The 22,265-nt window shown below is 57.3% G+C and carries 13 protein-coding genes and 2 riboswitches; all 13 genes read left to right on the top strand.

The genetic code is table 11. The annotated features are described in order from the left end of the window. Window position 1 precedes the first annotated feature (1 nt). The 13 genes from E0E37_RS17470 (at window position 2) to E0E37_RS17410 (ending at window position 22,265) form a co-directional block, all read left to right on the top strand. Window positions 2-673, top strand: a complete 672-nt coding sequence (locus E0E37_RS17470) for an efflux RND transporter periplasmic adaptor subunit (protein ID WP_130864255.1) — start codon at window positions 2-4, stop codon at window positions 671-673. Window positions 674-701: 28 nt separating this feature from the next. After that, a complete protein-coding gene (locus tag E0E37_RS17465) occupies window positions 702-1,898 on the top strand; it encodes an efflux RND transporter periplasmic adaptor subunit (RefSeq protein ID WP_165445435.1) in 1,197 nt (398 codons plus the stop codon). A gap of 134 nt (window positions 1,899-2,032) precedes the next feature. Beyond that, entirely contained in the window at window positions 2,033-2,917 is an 885-nt protein-coding gene (locus tag E0E37_RS17460) for a helix-turn-helix domain-containing protein (protein WP_130864253.1), read from the top strand. A gap of 154 nt (window positions 2,918-3,071) precedes the next feature. Further along, on the top strand, window positions 3,072-4,763 hold the full coding sequence (locus E0E37_RS17455) for a TerB N-terminal domain-containing protein (protein ID WP_130864252.1): 1,692 nt from the start codon (window positions 3,072-3,074) through the stop codon (window positions 4,761-4,763). After that, window positions 4,760-6,076, top strand: a complete 1,317-nt coding sequence (locus tag E0E37_RS17450) for an ATP-binding protein (RefSeq protein ID WP_130864251.1) — start codon at window positions 4,760-4,762, stop codon at window positions 6,074-6,076. The genes E0E37_RS17455 and E0E37_RS17450 overlap by 4 nt, the downstream gene beginning before the upstream one ends. A 22-nt stretch (window positions 6,077-6,098) precedes the next feature. Next, on the top strand, window positions 6,099-8,333 hold the full coding sequence (locus E0E37_RS17445) for a DEAD/DEAH box helicase (RefSeq protein ID WP_130864250.1): 2,235 nt from the start codon (window positions 6,099-6,101) through the stop codon (window positions 8,331-8,333). Between the two features lie 548 nt (window positions 8,334-8,881). Beyond that, a complete protein-coding gene (locus E0E37_RS17440) occupies window positions 8,882-10,003 on the top strand; it encodes an ethanolamine utilization protein EutH (protein WP_130864249.1) in 1,122 nt (373 codons plus the stop codon). Window positions 10,004-10,092: 89 nt separating this feature from the next. Next, window positions 10,093-10,995, top strand: coding sequence for a carbon-nitrogen hydrolase family protein (locus tag E0E37_RS17435; protein ID WP_130864248.1), 903 nt, complete (start codon window positions 10,093-10,095; stop codon window positions 10,993-10,995). 231 nt (window positions 10,996-11,226) lie between these two features. Further along, a riboswitch (cobalamin riboswitch) is annotated at window positions 11,227-11,444 on the top strand. A gap of 170 nt (window positions 11,445-11,614) precedes the next feature. Continuing rightward, window positions 11,615-11,776, top strand: a complete 162-nt coding sequence (locus E0E37_RS17430) for a DUF2292 domain-containing protein (RefSeq protein WP_130864247.1) — start codon at window positions 11,615-11,617, stop codon at window positions 11,774-11,776. A gap of 18 nt (window positions 11,777-11,794) precedes the next feature. Further along, window positions 11,795-12,430, top strand: coding sequence for a MotA/TolQ/ExbB proton channel family protein (locus E0E37_RS17425; protein ID WP_130864246.1), 636 nt, complete (start codon window positions 11,795-11,797; stop codon window positions 12,428-12,430). Beyond that, a complete protein-coding gene (locus tag E0E37_RS17420) occupies window positions 12,417-12,728 on the top strand; it encodes a DUF2149 domain-containing protein (protein WP_246019776.1) in 312 nt (103 codons plus the stop codon). Before E0E37_RS17425 ends, E0E37_RS17420 begins: the two co-directional genes overlap by 14 nt. A gap of 109 nt (window positions 12,729-12,837) precedes the next feature. After that, window positions 12,838-13,100: riboswitch (cobalamin riboswitch) on the top strand. Window positions 13,101-13,581: 481 nt separating this feature from the next. Continuing rightward, on the top strand, window positions 13,582-14,040 hold the full coding sequence (locus E0E37_RS17415) for a hypothetical protein (RefSeq protein WP_130864245.1): 459 nt from the start codon (window positions 13,582-13,584) through the stop codon (window positions 14,038-14,040). After that, a complete protein-coding gene (locus E0E37_RS17410) occupies window positions 14,040-22,265 on the top strand; it encodes a beta strand repeat-containing protein (protein WP_130864244.1) in 8,226 nt (2,741 codons plus the stop codon). The genes E0E37_RS17415 and E0E37_RS17410 overlap by 1 nt, the downstream gene beginning before the upstream one ends.

Below are 22,265 nucleotides of genomic sequence, written 5' to 3'. Positions count from 1 at the left end.
GATGGACGAAAGAAAGGATGGATCGAAGAAGCGGGATCCAAATAAGAAAAAGATCAGGCAGATCCTCTGTCTGGCGGCGCTGGTCATCGTGATCGCGGCATGCTGCGGGGGATATTATTACTTCAGCCTTCGGGCCAACTATTTTACCACCGACAATGCCAGGGTCACGGCGAAGATGTACAGCGTAATGCCCGTCACCGGCGGGAAACTGCTGGAATGGGATGTGGAGACAGGGGACCTGGTGGAGAAAGATCAGATCTTAGGGCGGCAGGAGACCCTTCCCTACATTACGTCTCCGGTGACGGGAACCGTGGTGAAAAACGACGCCGCCGTCAATCAGATGGTCTCCCAGGGGTCCGCGCTGGCTGTGGTGGCGGATACGGACGACATGTACATCGGCGTCAATGTGGAAGAGACGGAGATCGCCAAGATCCATGAAGGGCAGACAGTGGATGTGAAACTGGACGCTTATCCGGGAAAGAGTTTCAGAGGCCAGGTGACGGAGATCGATCCGGCCACGCAGACTTATTTTTCGGGCGCTTCCAGCTTTTCCACCAGCGGGACTTATACAAAGGTCACCCAGCTGATCCCTGTGAAGGTGACGCTTCTGGACGGCGAGGGGCTGCCTATGGCCTTCGGGATGAACGCTACGGTCACGATCCATTTGAGATAGAATGCGGGAAAGGAATCAGGTGCACAAGATGCAGAATATAAAGAAAAGATGGATGGGACTCACCGCGGTGCTGCTTCTCTGTATGACGGCGGCCGGCTGCGGAAGCAGCGGCGGCGCGGTCAATGTAACCACGGCAAAGGTCAAGACGGACAGCGCGCTGTCCGAGACCGCGTACACAGGTACGGTAAAGGCCAGATCCATGCAGGAGATCACGGCGGACGTGTCCGGCAAAGTGGCGTCTGTGGAAGTGAAGGAAGGACAGAATGTGAGAGCGGGAGACGTGCTGTTCCGGCTGGACGAGACGGAATACGAGCTTCAGGCAAAACAGGCCGAAGCGGTTCTCTCTGCGGCGCAGGTGGCGCTGTCAAGCGCCCGGTCCTCGCAGAGTGCAGACGCCGCGGTCATTCCGGCCAGGACGGCTAGCGCGGACGCTCATGCGAATTACGATAGAATGAAGCAGCTCTACGACGCGGGCGGCATCTCGGAGGCGGATTTTGAGGCGGCCCGGTCGAAGATGGAGACCGCCGACGCCCAGCTGGCGGCGGCGCAGATCTCGCAGAATTCCGCGTCGGACAACGCCGCAGCTCAGGTGGAAAGCGCCCGGGCGGCCTACGAGCTGGCGGCGCAGAGACTGGCGGACTGCACTGTAAAAGCGCCGATCGACGGTCAGGTCTCGCAGATCAAGATCGAAAGCGGTTCTGTGGTGTCGGCCCAGACCGCGGCAATGACTGTAGTGGACAACAGCAGTCTGAAAGTGGCCGTGGAGGTTCTGGAAAAAGATGTGAAACGGATCGCTGAGGGGATGGAGGCGCAGGTCACGGTCCAGTCCCTGGGCCAGACCTGCAAGGCATCTGTGCATGAGATCGCGCCTTCCGCCGACGAACAGACGGGAATGTTCCAGGTGACCGTGGTCTTCGACCCGGCGGACAGCGGCGTGCTGTCCGGTATGGCGGCGGACGTACGCCTGACGGACAGGAACGCAGGGGCGGACGGAACAGGGGCGGCCGCGCTCTACGTGCCGGAAAAGAGCATCGTGAAGGAGGACGGAAAGTCCTTTGTGTACGTGGTCGGCGACGGCAGGGTCAGCAAGAGGGAAGTGCGGACCGGTCTGCGGAAAAACCAGTATATTGAAGTGGAAGACGGACTGGCGGAAGGCGACGAGGTCGTCGTACAGGCCGGCGGCGATCTGGAAGACGGCGCCAGAGTGGCTGTGATCAAGAGCTGACGGACATGTAAACTTCGTGGACCGATGCAGAGCGCGCACAGCAAAGCCCAGAGCGCCGGGGGAGAAAAAGCAAGAAATATGAAAACTCCTGCAGCTGGATGGTGTATAATAAACATTCAGGGAAAGGAGGCGCTATGGAGGGAAAAATCGAGAAGGTCCGGGCGGCAGTCGAATACATTGAGAGCCACCTGACGCGAAAGCTGGAACTGGATGATATCGCCCGGGGGGTGCACTATTCCAAACATCACCTGCACCGCGTGTTTTCCAGGACCGTGGGACTGACGGTCCGCGAGTATGTACAGAGAAGGCAGCTCACCGAGGCCGCCAGACTGCTGGTGTTTTCTGACCGGCCCATTCTGGAGATCGCGCTGACGGCAGGATACGAGAGTCAGCAGGCATTTACATCGGCCTTTGCGGCCATGTATAAGCAGACCCCAAATCAATATCGGAAAAACGAGGAGTTTTATCCCCTGCAGCTGAAGTTCGAGTTTGACGGACGATACGATATGCTGAAAGATACGGAGGTGCGCTGGAATACCGCTTTAGCCGCCGAAGAGGACATTCCCTGCTGGATGGAGCTGGTTCGGCTCGTGATCGACGGTTTTCCTCACCTGGACGAGGAAGCGTATGTGAGGACCCTCAGAGGACGGATCCGCGCGGACGAGGCGCTGATCATAAAAGACGGGAAAACGGCCGTGGGAATACTGATTTTTTCCCGCCGGACCGGAAGCATAGACTTTTTGGGCACCCATCCCCTTTATCGGGGGAAAGGGATCCCGCAGGAGTTTCTAGCCAGAGTCATCGACGAGCTTCCGGAGGGAAGGGACGTCACCATTACCACATATCGGGAGGACGACAAGGCAGATACGGGCCGGCGCCGGGAGATCATGGAGCTGGGTTTTGCGGAAGCGGAGCTGCTGGTGGAATTCGGATATCCCACACAGAGGTTTGTGCTGCGGAGGGCCGGTTCCGCGGGCCGTCCCGCCGATGGGAACGGAGAACCGCATCGGAAAAATTGAGTTTCGGTCATTTTGGGAAGAATACGGAGCCGCAGCCGCTTCAACAGGAGCTGCGGCTCTTTTTGTGTCTTCACCGGTTATTCCGCCTTGTGCGCGGAAGACTGTTACCATATAATAATGGGTGGAGCGAATAAAGCTGAAAGGAGGTGGGAGTATGTCCGGCATTCAAAAGCTGATCGAGACGATCCTGTCCACTGCGAAACATGGGGACAAGGGCGGCCAGGAGAAGGTATACCGCGACGAGCCGATCCTGATGACCGCGTCTCAGATGAAAAACTATACGCCGCCCAGGTACCGGCAGATGCGGAAGATAGCCAAGGACGCAGGCATTTATTATGATTATGACGCGAGGCTGTTCTATGAACAGGGGAAATTCATGGAAGACTTCGAGGATGATTTTGAATTTAACGGCGAATTCGTGCGGTACTTTCCCACCTATCAGGCCATGAATGACCGGGAGCTGCGGGGATATTTTTCCTGGAGGACCAAGCTCAGAAAGGGGCGGATCGAAAAGACATCCCTTTCCTTTGCATTTGTGTACATCTATGAACTGATCAATCAGATCGGCGCGGCTTCCCCGGAAGAGGGCTATTTTAAATTGAGGGATTTCTGGACGGCGTACAGGGAGCTGGATCCGCGGATCGACCGCTATGTGGCGCCGTGGATGCAGGACTATGTGGTCTACTACGATCTGGACGCGTCTCTGCTGGCCGAGTCTGTGGACCAGGGATTTGACCGCGCCCGGCTGACGCTTCTGCATTTTCGCACCTCCGGCGCGGATCAGGTCTTTGACGCGCTGAACTCACTGTCTTCGTATAATATGGAAAATTCCAGATTTTTTAAGAAATATCCGGAGGACGTAAAGCAGGTGGTCTATAACGTGCTGGGAGAGCTGGCGGCTTATTATGAAAAAAATCGAAAAGGCACGCTCTGGGACAAGTTCTTCGGAAGGATCTATTCCAACCCGCATACCATGTTTCAGTCCGCCGTGTTCTTCGATCGGATCAGACGCAGGTCCTTTGTCTATGAGATCAGCCAGGTCCACAAATACCGATGCGAAAACGGGCGCTGGCTGTGCGAGCGGTATTTTAAAAGCGAGAGCAAAAACAAGGAGATCGGCGCGCTCTTGAAGAATATCGATTTCGAAATGCGCCGCAGATATGATTTTAAGTCGAATCTGAAAGGGGCGGAATCCACAAAGATATTTCTGGATGCGGTCAGAAAAGAGGTGGAAAAATACTGGGAGAGCAAAGAACCGGAGCGGCCTGCCGCGCCGGAGATCGAGATCGACCTCTCCGTGCTGGATTCCATCAGAAGGACTTCTCTGAAAACCCAGAGCAAACTGATCGTGGAGGGATCGGAGGAAGCGGAGAAGGAGCTGTATGGGGGACCGGAGCCGTGGGCGGATGACGGCTCAGATGGAAATTTGGCGGCGGGCGCCGGTCCGGAGGGGACAGGGGCCGCCGGGAACGGCGCCGAAACTGCGGCCGGTGGGGCCGGCCTTCAAATCCAGTCCAGTCTCCCAATTGCTGGCGGTCCCCAAGTTGAGAAAGGGTCTCCAAGTGAAAGAGACCCTGCAGATGAGTCCGGCTCCCAGATGGAGACCGGATCAGCAAACGGGACAGGCCTGGACGATGCGGAATACGGTCTGCTGCGCTGTCTGATCCATGGAGAAGACTGGGGCGGGCTGCTGCGGTCCAGAGGTCTGCTTCTGTCTGTGCTGGTGGATTCGATCAATGAAAAACTGTTTGATGTGTTCAGCGATACGGTCATTCTCTTTGACGGAGAGCGGCCGGAACTGATCGAAGATTATATAGATGAACTGAAAGGGATGATTGAGGAATGAAAATACCAAAGAGAATAGCCACCGTGATCATAAATTCTCTGAAGGGCGGGGTCGTGCCCCGGATCGGCCTGCCCTATATTACGGTGGGCAGGGAGACGGAGATCGACGCGCTGCTTCGGGATGTGGATATTATTCAGGACGGCGGAGCTTCCTTCCGTTTTATCGTGGGAAGATACGGAAGCGGGAAGAGCTTCCTGCTGCAGACCATCCGCAATTATGTGATGGATAAAAATTTCGTGGTGGTGGACGCGGATCTCTCCCCTGAGCGGCGGCTGCAGGGGACCAAGGGGCAGGGCCTGGCGACCTACAAGGAACTGATCTCCAATATGTCCACGAAGACCAGACCGGAGGGAGGCGCGCTGACGCTGATCCTGGACCGCTGGATCAGCAGCGTGCAGAGCGAGACCGCCGCGGAGAGCGGCCTTTCTTTTGAGGATCCGAAGTTGAGCGGACTGGTGGAGAAAAAGATCTTTCAGGTGGTCAACTCCCTGCAGGAGATGGTCCACGGTTTCGATTTTGCGAAACTGCTGACCATGTATTACCGGGCCTGCGCGGCGGGGGACGATGAAAGCAAGGCCAAGGTGGTGAAATGGTTCCGCGGCGAGTATCACAACAAGACGGAGGCCAGGGCCGAACTGGGAGTCAACATCGTGATCTCAGACGACGACTGGTATGAATACATCAAGCTGTTCGCCATGTTTCTGCGGAAGGCGGGATACGGCGGGATGCTGATCCTCATCGACGAACTGGTCAATATCTATAAGATCCCCAACAGTATCACCAGACAGTATAATTATGAAAAGATACTTACCATGTACAACGATACGCTGCAGGGCAAGGCCCGGTATCTGGGGATCATCATGTGCGGCACGCCTCAGTGCATCGAGGATACCAGACGGGGGGTGTTCAGCTATGAGGCCCTGCGATCCCGTTTGGAGGAAGGGCGCTTCAGCCGGGGGGATGTGAAGGATGTGCTGGCGCCGGTGATCAGGCTGTCCCCGCTGACCAACGAGGAGATGCTGGTGCTGGTGGAAAAGCTGGCGGATATCCACGCCGGTCTTTTCGACTACCAGCAGACGCTGGGGCAGGAGGACCTGATCAATTTTATCAGGATCGAGTTCGGCCGCATCGGGGCGGATACGAAGATCACGCCGCGGGAGGTGATCCGCGATTTTATCGAACTGCTGAACATCGTGTATCAGAATCCGCAGATCAAAGTCGGGGAGCTTTTGACTTCGGAAGAATTTGCCTACGCCAGGTCTCAGGTGGACGAGGAGTCGCTGGAGAAAGAATTTGAGGAATTTGAAATATGATGGATGAGATCAGGGTGGAAATATGAATATCTTCGATCGCTATGCGCCGTTTGTCCAGGACTTTATCTACCAGAACAATTGGGAGTCTCTGCGCGCCATTCAGGTGGCGGCGGGGGACGCGGTGTTTCACACGGACGACAATGTGCTGCTGTCGGCTTCCACGGCGTCGGGAAAGACCGAGGCGGCCTTTTTCCCGATCCTGACCCTGTTTTCAGAGGACATGCCGAAATCGGTGGGGGCCGTCTACATCGGTCCGCTGAAGGCGCTGATCAACGATCAGTTTCAGCGTCTCAACGACCTGTGCAGGGAAGCGGATATCCCGGTCTGGCACTGGCACGGCGACGTGGCCCAGTCCCATAAGAACAAGCTGCTGAAAAATCCCTCCGGCATTCTGCAGATCACGCCGGAGTCTCTGGAAGCGCTGCTGCTCCGCAAGCACGCCTATATCGCGCGGTTGTTCAGCGATCTGCGGTTCATCGTCATCGACGAGGTCCATTCCCTGATGCGGGGCGACCGGGGCGGCCAGACGCTGTGCCTGATCGAGAGACTGTCGAGGATGGCGGGGGTCAATCCCCGGAGGATCGGACTATCCGCCACCATCGGCGATCTGGAAAGTACAGGAGAATTCCTCTCTTCCGGCACAGGAAGAAAAACGGCCATCCCGCGGATCGAGACGAAGGGGACCAAATGGCGTCTTTCCATGGAACACTTCTTTATTCAGGGACCGCAGAACGCTGATGAGAAGGAGGTCCCCGGAGCGCTGCAGGTTCTGGACCGGGAGACAGACCGGGCGCCGTCCGGCGCCGATCCGGGCATGGGCTACATTTTTGCGCACACCAGAGGAAAGAAATGTCTGGTATTTGTGAACTCCCGTGAGGAATGCGAGGCGGTGACCACCACCCTTCGCCAGTACTGCGAGGCGAATCACGAGCCGGACCGGTTTCTCATCCATCACGGGAACCTGTCTACGTCCTATCGGGAAACGGCCGAGGCGGTGATGAAGGATGAGGATCAATATCAGACCACGGTCACTACGGCCACGCTGGAACTGGGCATCGACATCGGCAGGCTGGAACGCGCCTTTCAGATCGACGCGCCGTTTACCGTGTCCTCCTTCCTGCAGAGGATGGGCCGCACGGGCAGACGGGATCTGCCGCCGGAAATGTGGTTCGTCATGAGAGAAGAGCAGCCGGAGCCCCGGGCCATGCTGCCGGTGACTATTCCATGGTCGCTGCTGCAGGGCATCGCGCTGGTCCAGCTTTACGTGCAGGAACGCTGGGTGGAACCGCCAAAGCTGGACCGGCTTCCCTACAGTCTGCTGTACCATCAGACCATGTGCACGCTGGCGTCCTGCGGGGAAATGTCGGCGGCGGCGCTGGCGTCCAGAGTGCTTTCGCTCAGCTGTTTCCGCCGGATCTCCCAGGAAGACTACAGACTTCTTCTGCGGCATCTCCTGTCCATCGAGCACATTCAGAGAACGGAGACAGGCGGTCTCATCGTGGGACTGGCGGGGGAGAGACAGACCAATTCTTATAAATTTTATGCGGTATTCAAAGAGAATGAGGAGTACACCGTGCGCAGCAGGTCCCAGGAGCTGGGAACGATCGTGACTCCGCCTCCCCCAGGGGAGAAGATCGCGCTGGCAGGCCACGTGTGGATCGTGGAAGAAGTGGACCACAAGCGTCATCTGGTCTACTGCGAGCAGGTAAAGGGAAAGGTCCCCGCGTATTTTGGCCAATGCCCCGGGGATATCAATACCAGAGTGCTGGAACGGATGCGGGATGTGCTCCGCGAGACGGAGGGATATCCGTATCTGATGAAAAACGCGGTGGTGCGGCTGGAACAGGCCAGGAGCACGGCGGCGGGCTCAGGCATGACGGAGGAGCCGCTGATCTGCCTGGGCGGCGATATGTGGTGCCTGTTCCCGTGGCTGGGGACTTACGCGTTTCTCGCGCTGGAACGATTCATCAAGATCAAATGCGCGCCCCATCTGGCCCTGTCGTCATTGGACTCATCCCGGCCTTATTTCATTCAGTTTAAAATGAAGGCTTCCAGAGAGGAATTCTTCCGGGTACTGGGGGAGATGGCGGAACAGCCGCTGGACCCCATGGAACTGGTGTACAAAGGGGAGGTCCCAATGTTTGAGAAATACGACGAGTTTTTGCCGCCCGAGCTGGTGAAAAAGGGCTTCGCGTATGGCATTCTGGGAATAGATGAAATGAAAGCGCGCATCCGAAGCTGGGAGACCGGCCGGTAAAGACTGCGGCTGCCACAGACGCTCCTCTTGCGACAAACTGTATGGACCATCCTGCAGGAGCCCTCGGGGAGCATCTTTTATAACATAGGAAATATGTCCGTTGATATTTCCGTATGGTTCGCAAAAGTTTACCTTTTAATATAAAGGCGGGATGAGGTGAAACTGCTATTGTCTGAATACTGATACAATTTTGAATCGCTGAAATCAGATACGAATTAAAGCGGCGGCCCGCTGGCCCGGGGAAGCGGCCCTCTCTCTTTCTTTTATCTGATGAGGGAGTAAAAAATTATTGAGGATCCAACGTTCGGATATGCTTGAAAATACGGAATGATCGGAAAACCGGCAAAACCGGCGGCGCGGTCCGGGGCGGCCTATGGGTTCTTTGGCATGAAAATTGCTCTTATTACAGATACGTTATTATAAATGCAGTTATGGCAACAGTGTCGGGCTGACGAAACGCGGGCGGGACAACCGGAAATGACGGGAAAAGCAGGATGGACCGCGGAGCTACACGCGTTGGCGTCGGCGAATAAGAAAGAGAGGTTTTTATGTCGTTTAGTGAAGCTACAATGTGGGTCATGGCGGTGGGCGCGCTGATCGGAGGCCTGGACCGCATCTTCGGCAACAAGCTGGGGTTAGGTGAAAAGTTTGAAGAGGGTTTCAACGCCATGGGGCCGCTGGCTCTGGGAATGGTAGGGATCGTCTGTCTCTCGCCCGTTATCTCCAACATCATCGCGCCGGTCATAGCGCCGGCGCTGTCAATGGTCGGCGCAGACCCGGCCATCTTCGGATCCATTCTGGCAAATGACTCCGGCGGGTATCCTCTGGCCATGTCCCTTGCGGTCAACGAGCAGGCCGGACTGTATTCGGGACTGATCGTGGCGGCTATGCTGGGAAGCACCGTGGCCTTTTCCATCCCGGTAGGCCTGGGACTGATCGAACACGAGGATAAGCCCTTTTTCGCGGAAGGCATGTTGATCGGCATGATCACGATCCCCATCGGATCCATCGCAGGCGGTATCATGGCCGGCTACAATATCGTCATGGTTCTTATGAACACCATCCCCGTGGCCGTCATTTCCATTCTGCTGGCGGTGGGACTGAAGGTGGCTCCCAACGCGATGATCAAAGGCTGCATTATTTTCGGAAAAGGCGTCGTGATCCTGCTTACCATCGGTCTGACTGCGGCCGCGTTTGAGTTCATGACCGGTATCGTGATCATTCCCGGAATGGCCCCCATCGAGGAGGCCATGAACATCATCGGCACCATCGCGGTGGTATTGCTGGGTACGTTCCCCCTGCTGTCCCTGCTCACGAAAATACTGGACAGACCGCTGAACGCCATCGGGACAAAGATCGGCCTGGACGCCACGTCCGCCGCCGGTATGTTTTTCTCTCTGGCCAACAGCATCCCGGTATTTAAAATGATGAAGGATATGAGCAACAGGGGCAAGGTGGTGAACATGGCATGGCTCGTGTGTTCGGCGGGAGCGTTGGGAGATCATCTGGGCTTTACCGCGGGCGTGCACCCCGAGGCCATCGCGCCGGTGGTGCTGTCCAAGTTCTTTGGAGGAGCGGTGGCGGTGGCGCTGGCTCTGGCCATGACGAGAAACATGGCTTCGGAGAAACCGGCCGGTGCAGCCCTGCAGTCCGAGGATCAGGCGTCGTAGATCCGCGGGAAGGAGCGGAGCCTGAAGGACAGGACGCTGCTCTCTGCGGTACAGCAAAATAAAATCAGAACCAGCAAAGGAGAAGAGAAATGGAAAACATGCGTGACATCATCAATCTGGCCGTTGTCAATTTCAAAGTGGCGGCCGGCAACAAGCAGTCCAATCTTTCGCGGATCAAGGAATTTTCCGTGGCGGCGGCCAAAAGAGGAGCGGATATGATCGTCTTTCCCGAGCTCTGCCTGATGGGCTACGATTATTTCGTAGATGAGAAGATCGACCGGAAGGATAAGATCGCGGCGACGGAGACGGTCAACGGTCCTTCCGTGAAGGAAGTGGAAAAGATCGCGAAAGAATACGGCATTTACATTATCTTCGGAATGTCCGAAAAATTTGAGGAGGACGCGGAAGAACTCTACAACTCCGCCGTTGTGCTGGGCCCAGGCGGCCTCATCGGATCCTACCAGAAGATCCATCCCTTCGGCACAGAAAATACCTGGTGCAGGAAGGGAGAGAAGCCCTTCATGTTCGACACGGAATGGGGTCCCATCGCGTTGGGCATCTGCTACGACAGCTATCAGTTCCCTGAATTAATGCGCTATTATGTGTATAAAGGAGCGCGGCTGTATTTGAATCCCACGGCGGTCATCGAGGAGATCCCCAACGAGGGCAGCAGAGAGGCGTTCCGCCGCTGCTATACGCCCCATCTCGAATACGGCGTTCTGGCAAACTCCATCTTCATCGCCAGTTCCAATCTGACGGGTTATGACGACGCCTGCTTCTTCGGGGGCGGCAGCATGATCATCGGACCGAAGACCAATGCGTTCGGAGAGGTGGACGTGGTCTGCTACTGCGGAGACGACAACGACTACCAGGTGGGCATGCATCTGGGGACCATCGACCTGTCTCTGGGCGTGAGACATCTGTGCATCGACAATCCATATGCCGGGGAACCTGATTTCCGTCCGGATATCTATAAGAAATTCTACGAGTAAGAATACCACAGCGGGGCACGGCGGGGAATGCGGCGATGAAAGAAGGCGGCGTTCGCCGCCGCGCCCCGTATTATGCGCTTCCGAAGCCGTCTCTTTGGGCTGCGGAAACGGACTGTGGGAGGGCGGCGTTTCGTCCGCTTCCCTTCTTTTTCGCAGAATATGAAAATAAATCGCTTGTATTTCTCTCGTTCCTTTGATAAACTAGGTATCGCAGAAGCACCGGTGGGTGCATAATTGAATTGCGTTTTATGTTCCGTCGAGCGAAAGAACGCAGACGGCTAAGAGGGAAGCAGGTTGGAAGCCTGCGCGGTCCCGCCACTGTAAGCGTGTAGTGCTGCCTCAACTGGCGATGGGTTTTGTTCAGATCGCCGGCCACTGGATCTTTCTGGGAAGGAGAGGCAAAACGTTACTGCGCGAGCCAGGAGACCTGCATAAAAACGTGTCTGATTCCCCGGGAGAGGGATCTTCGGACAGCGAAACCGCACAGAGCGGTGGGTTTCGCGTTTTTAGCGTGTCTGGTACTGGACATTTTGCATAATAAGTCGACAGAAATACGGCTGTGGCGGGAACGCCACAGTTTTTTTGTTTTCAGAATCGGCAGATGGGAGGAGGTACTGATATGGCGGAGAAAAAAATAGTAAAGACAAACGGCACGCTTACAGATAAAGAAAAGCATCTGCTGCAGCTGATCCGGCAGATGGGAAACGGCGAACTGCGGATTCTTGTCAATGACGGCAAACCGGTACGGGCAGAAGAGATCGTGCGGAAACGCGAGCTTTAAACAGAGAGGAGGATGAAATTGAATTTTTCACTGGCTGATATTTTACATACGATTGGACAGGTCATCCTGACTCCCTGTATGATCGTGCTGATTTTTTTGATGGTGACGGCGGTCTGGCAGACCGGGGATCTGATCGTCGAATATTTTACAGAACGGCGAAAGACGAAGATCGATGTGCCTGCGCTGCTGAAGCAGATCTCGGAGAGTTCCACCCATGAACTCAAAGAGGTGATCGGGCGGAGCTCTCTGCCTCTGAGACAGAAAGAAGAAGTATATGTCCTGATCGAATCGGCAGGCATGCCCCGCGCTTCTCTGACCGCGGTGGCGCAGCGGCTTTTGACCACGGAAGAAGAACGCTATCAGAAAGCGGTGGAGGTCACCGATCTGGTGGCCAAACTGGGACCGATGTTCGGTCTGCTGGGGACGCTGATCCCCCTGGGACCCGGGATCGTAGCCCTTGGACAGGGGGACACGAGCACTCTCTCCAACTCTTTGGGGATCGCCTTTGACACGACGATCGCCGGCGTGATCGCAGCGGCCGTCGCTCTGGTCATATCCTGCATGCGCAAGAGGTGGTACAACGGCTACATGGTCTCAATGGAATCCATTATGGAATGTATCCTGGAGGAGGTAGCTTCCGATGCTGAGAAGTAGGGGACTGGGAGGACGTAAGAAAGACCGGTTCGGGGGAGGAGAGGTCAGTCCCATGGAAAATCTGGCCAATCTGGTGGACGTTATGCTTGTCTTTGCCTGCGGCCTGATGATCGCTGTGATCCTCCACTGGAATGTGGATCTCAGCAAGGTCATGGATGTGGTGACGGAAGAGGATCTGGTGGAAGTGGAGGATCTGGAAAAAGCCATTCAGGACGGAAGCCTGATGGAGGACCTGGATTCAAAGGGTTTTGTGTATCAGGACCCGGAGACAGGGAAAATGTATATCATATCAAAATAGGTCAGGGCTGAACAGCGGCCTGATACGTCCGAAACGGTCAGGTGTGTCGACAGCGATGCGGTAATGTCATATGATCTTATCGTATTTCACGCAGTAATTAATTTTCATACAATAGAATCACGTTTTATGTTCTGTCCGCGGAGATCTGCGGATGGCTAAGAGGGAAGCAGGTTGGAAGCCTGCGCGGACCCGCCACTGTAAGCGATAGTTTTCTCCAACAGGGGTACCCCTGTTGCTGTACTATATGGGATATAGTACAGCAGCTTCTTCTTTTTTCATATAGAGAAGAACGTCACTGGGCAAAAGTCTGGGAAGGCGTGGAAAAAATGTTTGATCGCGAGCCAGGAAACCTGCATAAAAACGGACCCTCTCCTCGGGTAGACAGGAGAATAAGGGAGACGCCGACATGAGCGGCGTCAGCGCCGGCGTGCCCAGAGCATCGTGCGGCGACGGATGTGCAGTCTGCGCATTGTTTTGTGTATGCAGCATACGCGCTTTTATTTGCGCTGTTGTGAACCAGAACAGGCTGCGATTGTGCAGCGACCAGACATACTTTATCACAGAAATACGGCTGTGGCATTTTGCCGCAGCTTTTTTTGTGTCTTTATATGAGGTCTTCAGGCGGCGGAAACACATATCGCTGCACGGTCAGATGAAAACGACTCTGCAGGTACGATTTTTGCGGGAAAGCCATCTGGGATGATGAGAGGGCATGTACCTGGGGTCAGGGATCTAAGAGGAAGACGGGGGAAACTGTTACAGATGAAAGGAGTACATATGAGAAACACAAAACGGGCTCTCAGCTTTATGTTATGTTTGCTTTTGCTGTTCACACAAGCGGCGATGAGCAGTTATGCCATGGACGCCGGGACAGGCGCCAGCTCTTCCGCGGCCGATCAGGGAGGAGATACAGGAACCGGAGGAGATACGGGAACCGGGGGAGACACGGGGACCGGAGGAGACACGGGGACCGGAGGAGATACGGGAACCGGGGGAGACACGGGGACCGGAGGAGACACAGGAACCGGAGGAGATACAGGAACCGGGGGAGATACAGGAACCGGGGGAGATACGGGAACCGGGGGAGATACAGGAACCGGGGGAGATACAGGGACCGGGGGAGACACGGGAACCGGGGGAGACACGGGAACCGGGGGAGATACAGGAACCGGAGGAGATACGGGGACTGGGGGAGATACGGGAACCGGAGGAGACACGGGAACCGGGGGAGACACGGGGACCGGAGGAGACACGGGGACCGGAGGAGACACGGGGACCGGAGGAGATACAGGAACCGGAGGAGACTCCGTAGTGGATGATCCGACAACACCGGGAGGGACCGGCGCGACATCAGGCGGGATCACCACAACGCCGGGAGGGATCACGGATGAGGATCAGGCCCTTCTGGATAAGATGCTGGAGGAAATGCAGAATGCACTGCTGATGCAGGGTCAGGTAAAAAGTTTTCCGGAAGGCACGTATGAATGGTATGTGACTCCTGCGGGAGTGGATCTGTATGAACTGGGTTCGGCGCAGGATCTGAGAGAACTGGCGGAGCTGGTAAACGGAACGGCGTTCTATGAGGACGGAAGCACCGTCGGAGCGGTTTCATTTGACGGGGCCACTCTCAGCCTGACGGCCACGGTGGATCTGTCAGGAAATGAATGGATCCCTGTGGGAGATTCCGGAGGCAACGCATTTTCCGGTCACTTCGACGGAAATGGCAATACCGTCACAGGGATGAGCATATCCGCAAAGGAAGAAGGGTATTATGGACTTTTCGGGTATCTGAACAAGGCCGTGGTGGAGGATGTCACCGTAGGAGGCGAACTTGACGTGGCCAGTGCAAACGCAGGAGGAGTTGCGGGCTATGGAACAGCCGGCTGCCGCTTTGAAAACTGTACAAGCAAGGTGGATATCGTAAATACAAAAAGCTATACAGGAGGCGTCATAGGCAGAAGCGCAGGCGGCGGAGCGGTTATTTCCAACTGTGTCTTTGAAGGGACGCTAAAGGGGGCGCAGTATACCGGAGGGATCGCGGGCAACGCGGATGGACAGATCACCAACTGTGAAAACGGCGGGAACGTGGCGAGCACGTCTACGTATGTAGGGGGCATCGCGGGCAATCTCTCCGGTTCTGCGGAAAGCTGCGTCAACGGCGGTGCGGTAAGCACATCGTCCACAAGCACCATGGCGAATGCAGGCGGGATCGCCGGCGCCTTTTCCGGAACGGTGATCAGCAGCTGTGTCAACCGGGAGCAGGTGACCGGCGGCGGCCGGATCGGCGGCATTGCAGGATACGCAAGCAGCGGCTCGGGGAAAATCAAAGATTGTGAGAACAGCGGCGCTGTCACAAGTACGTCGACCTATGCAGGCGGCATCGTGGGAAATCTCTCCGGTTCTGCGGAAAACTGCACAAACAGCGGCGAGGTGAGTACTTCCGCCACAGACGGATCCTACGTGGGCGGCATCGCCGGTTATTTTACGGGGAAGGTATTGACCGGCTGCGTCAATCAGGGCGCCGTAGGCAGTGAAGGCGGCTACGTGGGAGGCATCTCGGGATATTTTTCAAATTCTTCGCAGGGAAAAATTAGCAGATGTGCGAACACGGGCGACGTGCAGGCGGGTGATGACTATGCAGGCGGCGTGGCAGGATATTTCTACAGAGGCGTTATCGAGGATTGTTATGCATCGGGACGGGTCTCGGGGGCCGGCATATCCGGCGGAATAGCGGGATACACCTCTGCCGATAAAGGGTACTGTACGCTGGAGACTTCTTTTTACTACAATGCGTCGACTCCGCTGAAGATCAGCGGCAATGCGGAGATCGGAGATCTGTGTTTTTATCTGGACACGGACGGAACAGAAAACGGGTATGGCGGCATGGGCAGAAGCGCTGCCGAGTTTACGGGAAACGAGATCCTCTATTGGCTGAACGGCGCTTCCAGTTTAGAAAACGTATGGAAAAAAGGAACGCTGTTTCCGGAATTTGCAGATCAGAGTTCCGTTTCTCAGGTGTACCGCGTCTCTGTTCGGCCCAATTCTGCAGATACGGCCGTGACGGCCTCCGTCAGCGGAATAACGGCCGTAGTGGACGCGTCGGGGGCGCTGCACTGTTATGTGACGGACGGCGCTGTCATCGCCATCCGGTTCAGCGGAAGCGAAAATATTTTTGTGAAGGATGGGGGGACAGGCGCCAAGACCCAGGTCACAAACGGCGTCTATGAATGCAGGGTGAACGGCGGCGACGTCGTGCTGATCTACGGCAGCGAGGAGGAGCTGGACGAGTCTATCCCGACGATCTACTGGTACGACACCATGCTCAGTGAATACACGATCAGCACAGAAGGAGAGCTCAGAGGTTTCGCGGGATTAGTCAGCGGCGGCATAACCAGTTCGGCCGTGGCAGGACCGGTAGATTTTGCAGGAAAGACTGTGCGGCTGGGCGGAGATATCGTATGCGGCGGAGAATGGAAGCCGGCGGGCAGCAGGGATTCCGGATTTGCAGGCATTTTTGACGGCGGCGGCCATACGGTATCCGGCGTGGCGGTGGGAAGCGCGTCAGCGCCTGACAACGGCGGATACGCGGGATTCTTTGCCAACAATAACGGCGGAACGATCCGCAACCTACAGGTGGTCGGAACCATTTACACTGCAGGCGACTACGCAGGCGGTATCGCCGCGTATAACACAGGGGTCATTCAAAACTGCACATTCGGAGCGATGAATGCCAGGAGCAGCGTGAGCGGCGGCAGATTCGCCGGCGGTATTGCCGGTTATAATACGGCGGCGTGCAGGAAACTTTTCAACTATGGGGAGATCAGCGGCAGCGAGTATGTGGGCGGATTGATCGGATCGTCCACCGGGAATATCGGCTCCAGCGGAGACGTCAACGCCAACGTTAACTATGGCGGCGTCAGCAGTACGGGAGATCATGCGGGCGGGATCTGCGGAAAGACCACCAGGTACCTGTATGGAGTCTCCAATACGGGGAATGTGTCCGGAGGCGGGATCTACACCGGAGGCCTGGTGGGATATTCCAGCAGCATCACAGACGGAAACAACGAAGGCGCGGTCTCCGGCAGAGGAAACTATACCGGAGGTCTTGCGGGATATGCTTCCGGCACCATCACGCGGGGAAGCAACGGCGGAACCGTTGCCGGCGGCGGAGATTATACCGGCGGCCTGGCAGGGTATGCCGGCGGCATCTCCACAGGAAGCAACAGCGGAGCGGTAACAGGCGCCGGCAAATATACGGGAGGCGGCGCGGGCTGGGCCGACGGCGCGGTGACGGACATGAAGAATTCAGGGAATACGGCCGGCGGTGATTACACAGGAGGCGTGGCCGGTTATGCGAAAGGAAGCAGGAGCGTGGTCACCTCCGTCTCTCTGGCAGATGTGACAGGACAGAGGTTTGTGGGCGGTCTGGCGGGTTACGCTGCGGGCAGTATCACAGGGGCGAAGACCACAGGATACGCCGTCACCGGGTCCATTTCCGGTACCACCGCGGTAGGAGGGATCGCAGGGCAGGCCGACGGAACGATCACAACGGTGGGCGTGGGCGCAGCCGTGGTCTCCGGTTCCGCAGTCACCGGCGGCGTCGCAGGAACCGCGGAAACGATCACCTACAGCTATTCTCTGGCCGAAGTAAGAGGAACTGACGGCGGCTCCGCGGGAGGTCTGGTAGGTTCCGCGCCTGCGAACTCTCTGAATTTGAAGGGTTGTTTCTATTACAATGCGCAGACGCCTCTGCCGCTGGCAGGGGAGACTAAGCCGGGGATCTCCGATTGCTACCGTCTGCCGTCACCTGGGGAGATCGGGACATCCGATGCGGACAGCGAGATAAAGAGCGCGGAGCAGTTTGCTTCTGGACTTGTAAGCTGGCTGATGGACGGAGGCGCCGTCACAAATGCGAAAACGTACTGGACCCAGGAGACCGGAACCGCGTATCCGCAGTTTGGCGGCGATCCGGTTCTTCTGGTCACTTTGGCCCCTGGTGACGCCGCCGTCACGGGCAGCAGCATTATGATAACCGGGGGCGCCGTTTCGTCGCCGGTGACGGACGGATCCACCCAGAGCGCTTTCGCGGTGAAGGAGGGAAGGCTCAAGCTGGAAATGCGGCTTGAAGCAGATCGTGAAGCGGTCATCACGCCGGCTGTGGATATGACGTACGCGGACCCATTTTACGAAATACCGGTAATGGAAAACAGGGATTACGTTTACCATTTTTCTGTACGCATCATACCGGATTATGCCTGGTACACCGGACATATATCGGGGGATTATGAGATCGGGACAGAGCAGGAGCTGAAGGGGCTTTCCAATCTGGTCAACGGGCTGGACGCCACAGGCAGCGGCGTGCTTGCACCGGTCAGTTTTGCGGGCGAGAGGATCTGTCTGACCAGCGATGTGGCAATGAAGAGCGGAAACTGGACGCCTGTGGGAGTTTTGTCAGCGCCTTTCGAGGGGACCTTTGACGGACAGATGCACGGCGTCCATGGACTGAAGATTTCCTCGGTAAAAGATCATCAGGGGCTGTTCGGATACATCAGCGGCGGAGCGATCCAAAATCTGACGGTATCGGGAACAGTGGACTGCAGCGGGAATTATACAGGCGGCGTGGTGGGCTGCGCTGCGGGAAGCTGTACCATATCGGCGGTACAATTCGGACGCGGCGGCGATGGCTCAGGGAGCGATCCCTCACGGGTACAAGGCGCGGAAAGCACAGGAGGTATCCTGGGCGGCGTGGTCATGAACGCTGCGGGCCAGCGGGCGGTCTTTGAAAACTGCCGCAATCTGGCGGCGGTAACGGGAACCGGCGAGGCCGCCGGCGGCATAGCGGGCAGGGTGACGACCAACAGCCCGGGGATATCCGTCGCTGCCGGCTTTACGAACTGCGAAAATCTGGGCAGTGTGAACGGCGGGGCCGACAATTCCTGCGCCGGCGGTGTGGCGGGGCTGATCACGGCCAGAAGCGGAGCCACCGGCTATCATATCGCAAGCAGCATGTCAAACTGCACCAACAGCGGGATCGTGGCGGGAGTACGGTATGCGGGAGGAATCGCAGGATATCTGTCCGGCAGCAGTCAAAGCTCCGCCGTGATAGGGGACTGTACGAACATGGGAACCGTGAACGCGGCAGGAAGTCACGGCGGCGGCGTGGCCGGCTATGCGGAGCAGTATGTAAGTATCACAGGCTGCAGCAATGGCAGCGGCGGAACGGTTACCGGAGCCGGTAATTATACCGGCGGCGTGACCGCTTATGCAGGCAGAGCCAACACGGTAGAACACTGCGGAAACTACGGCGCTGTGAACGGCAGCGGCGACTATACCGGAGGCATTGCAGGATATATGGACATGAATGCTTCCAGTACCATGCAAAGCTGTGAGAACAGCGGCAGCGTGACAGGAAAGGGCAGCCACACCGGCGGGATCCTGGGCTATGTCACAGGAAGCGGCGCTCTGGTGAAGGGATGCGCCAATACGGGCAGCGTGGATGGCGCAGCCAATGTGGGAGGCATCGCAGGTTACCTTGCGCTGCCGGAACTGAAGTACTGCGTCAATGAGGGCGGGGTCACCGGCTCTAAGGGACCGGTGGGCGGCATCATTGGAAAGGTGGATAAAACGGGCGCCAGAGTCCGGGCGTGCTACAATACGGAAGCGGTGCGGAGCAAAGGCGGCGGCGCTGCGGGAGGAATAACGGGGGAGAATGGAGCCAAGTCTGACGGAGGGTTTTATATCCCTACGTACTCAGCCTCCAGCAGCGTAGAAAACTGCTACAATACGGGAAGTATCCGCTCGTCCAAAGGCGGCGCAGGCGGTATCACAGGACTGTATTATGAGCTGAACGTCAATTCTTACAGCGCGGACAGCGCGGGAGCAGACAAAAAATATGTGACGAAGGTCAGCGTCGAACAGGTGTTGTCGGGTGAGCTGGCCTATCTGCTGGACGGCGGGGCCGGAGGAAACCGGACGGCGGACTGGAGTCAGGGCGTCTCCGGTCCGGTATTCGCCGGCGGGGATAAGGGCCCGGTCTATCGGTTGTCCTACCACGCGAGCGGCAGGGGAACACTGCAGGTAGACGGAGTGGGAGCCGCCGCTTCCGGGGCCAAGTACGCGGAAAGCGGCAGCATCGTCAGCTTCGAGGCGAAACCGGAGGCCGAACAGAAATTGCTGCGGTTTACTGTGACCGGAGCTGTGGCTACCAGAAGCGGTCTTTCGGCTCAGGTCGCCGTGGGAGCCTCCGACGGAGAGGTAGTGGCCGTCTTTGCGGGATCTGAAGTGCCGGAGGACGCGGTGGTGGTAAATTTTGATGCAAACGGCGGACAGTTTGCCGGAGGCGCCGAAATTTATTCTTCCATTATAAGTGTGGGAGAGAGGGCGGATTTTCCCACTGCTCCGGAGAGAGACGGCTTTCAATTTGGAGGCTGGTACGACGCCAAAAGCGGGGGGAGCCAGGTCCCTTCCTCGCGTACTTTTGACGCCGACGCCACGGTGTACGCCCGATGGAGCCGGTCGGAGGGCGCTTTTGCCGCAGGGACCGGCGAACCTGAAGATCCCTTCATTCTGAAGAGCGCGGCGGACTTCGATCTGATGGCGGCGAAGATCAACGGGGGCAGTACGACCTACGCGGCGGCCTGTTATCAGGTGGATGACGGAGCGGATACCATTGCGCTGGAGGGATGGGAGGCCGCGGGCACTTCGTCGAACCCGTTCGCCGGAGTCTTTGACGGAAACGGCGCGGTGATCCGGATCCAGGGAAGCGCAGGGCTGTTCCACACAGTGGGGGAATGCGAGATCTCCAATTTTACAGTGGAAGCTGACATTGCAGGAGGCAACTATGTAGGGGCGGTGGTCAATTATTTTACAGGAAGCGGAGGCAGAAAAACGCTGACGCTGAAAGATATCACAGTCACAGGAAGAGTATCCGGAGCCAGCGGCGTGGCCGGCCTGGTGGGCGGATCCGATTCCAATCGCTGGGGAAGCGGCGGCGGAGCGGATCTCATCCTGGCCTCCGGCTGCACGAATACGGCGGAGATCTACGGCAGCGGCGGAGCCTGCGCAGGCCTGGTGGGATATTGCTACGCCGATCACCAGTTTGAGGACTGCACCAATATGGGAGACGTTACCGCGGAGGGCACCTGCTATGTGGGCTACAGCAATCCTTCCGCCACAGGCGGTCTGGCGGGCTGGTTCATGAGGGGAATGGTAGAGCGCTGCGCTAATTACGGCGATATATCCGGTGTGGACGTTTTCGTGGGAGGACTGATGGGAGGATCCGATTTCTCTCTGTCCGGCAGCGTTCAGTGCGGGTTCGTCGATTCCTATAATGTGGGAAATGTCAGCGGGAAAGAGGACGTAGGCGGTCTGGCGGGCCGATTGAACAAGTCGGGGAGCCTGAACGCACAGATCAGGAACTGCTACAATAAAGGGGTGATCAGAGGCGAGAGCGGCGTGGGAATTTTCGCCAGCGACGCAGGTTCGTCTTATATTACAGTAACCAACAGCTACGGCCTGTCCGGTTCCGCGGTGGCTCCGCCGGACGGGAAGGTGGTGACCATGGCGGAGGAGGAGCAGTTTGCTTCCGGCGAACTGGCCTATCTGCTGGACGGCGGCGGAACGCCGGTGCGCAGCGGTCTGTGGACCCAGAGCGTAAGCGACGGATATCCCATCCTGGGCAGGCCCGCTTACTATAAGCTGGACATTTCAGGAAACGAAGGCCTTTATACGGTCACCGTCACAGGAACAGACGGCAGGAACTATACCATGGAGGACGGCGTGAGCAGGGCCGCCTACATGGCGGGCGACCAATCGTCGAAGGTAATGGTGAAGGTGAAGGGAAAGACCGTAACTGAGACCGTGAACGGCGTTGTGAAAAAAATGGCATACCGGGTGAAAAAGGTGGAATGGACGCCGGAGTCTGCAGGGGGCAGCGCGGCAGATATTACCGCCGAGGGCGCTTTCCTCCTGTCGGAAGACGGGAGGCTGCATGTGACCGTAGCTTTGGAGATACAGGAGGAAGAACCACAGCCGGACAGCAATAACGGGCATGGGTCCTCCGGAAACGGCTCCGGCACAGGGCAAAGCGGAACAGGAACGGGAGCCGGGACGTCCGGCAGCGGTTCGGGCGCAGGCGCCGGAACCGAAGGAACGCCGGAAGGTCAGGGGCAGGGCGGCGGCACGGCCCCGGGCGCACAGGAAGGTTCCAGTCAAAGCGTGGGTACGATAGAAGGCGGGGCGAAAAACGGCAGCGAGACTTCCACTACCGTCGTCACGGAAGAGGCGGAGGATGCCCCGGAGGCGCAGAGCGTCGCCGCGGCAGCCCCGGCGGATTCCGGCGGTCTGGAGGAAGGCGCGTCCGGAGCCCTGGGAACGGGCGAAGAAGCGGAAGAAGAGCAGGATCAGGATAAGATCACGATATGGGAAGTGGTGAGACAGACCATACAGGAAAATCCCTGGATGGTCCTGGCGCTGCTTTTGGCGGCGGCGATGGTGGCCGCAGTAGGCGGCTACATGAGGATCAGAAAACAGAGGTAG

This window comes from Bacilliculturomica massiliensis (genome assembly GCF_900605495.1).
In the GTDB taxonomy this organism is placed as follows: Bacteria; Bacillota; Clostridia; order Peptostreptococcales; family Anaerovoracaceae; genus Bacilliculturomica; species Bacilliculturomica massiliensis.
Note: the sequence above shows the minus strand (reverse complement) of the source record. Positions and strands in the feature narration are given on the sequence as shown.

Coding starts and splice junctions, on each gene's coding strand:
- E0E37_RS17470 (WP_130864255.1), top strand. CDS start 2: ATGGACGAAAGAAAGGATGGATCGAAGAAGCGGGATCCAAATAAGAAA.
- E0E37_RS17465 (WP_165445435.1), top strand. CDS start 702: ATGCAGAATATAAAGAAAAGATGGATGGGACTCACCGCGGTGCTGCTT.
- E0E37_RS17460 (WP_130864253.1), top strand. CDS start 2,033: ATGGAGGGAAAAATCGAGAAGGTCCGGGCGGCAGTCGAATACATTGAG.
- E0E37_RS17455 (WP_130864252.1), top strand. CDS start 3,072: ATGTCCGGCATTCAAAAGCTGATCGAGACGATCCTGTCCACTGCGAAA.
- E0E37_RS17450 (WP_130864251.1), top strand. CDS start 4,760: ATGAAAATACCAAAGAGAATAGCCACCGTGATCATAAATTCTCTGAAG.
- E0E37_RS17445 (WP_130864250.1), top strand. CDS start 6,099: ATGAATATCTTCGATCGCTATGCGCCGTTTGTCCAGGACTTTATCTAC.
- E0E37_RS17440 (WP_130864249.1), top strand. CDS start 8,882: ATGTCGTTTAGTGAAGCTACAATGTGGGTCATGGCGGTGGGCGCGCTG.
- E0E37_RS17435 (WP_130864248.1), top strand. CDS start 10,093: ATGGAAAACATGCGTGACATCATCAATCTGGCCGTTGTCAATTTCAAA.
- E0E37_RS17430 (WP_130864247.1), top strand. CDS start 11,615: ATGGCGGAGAAAAAAATAGTAAAGACAAACGGCACGCTTACAGATAAA.
- E0E37_RS17420 (WP_246019776.1), top strand. CDS start 12,417: ATGCTGAGAAGTAGGGGACTGGGAGGACGTAAGAAAGACCGGTTCGGG.
- E0E37_RS17415 (WP_130864245.1), top strand. CDS start 13,582: ATGCCATGGACGCCGGGACAGGCGCCAGCTCTTCCGCGGCCGATCAGG.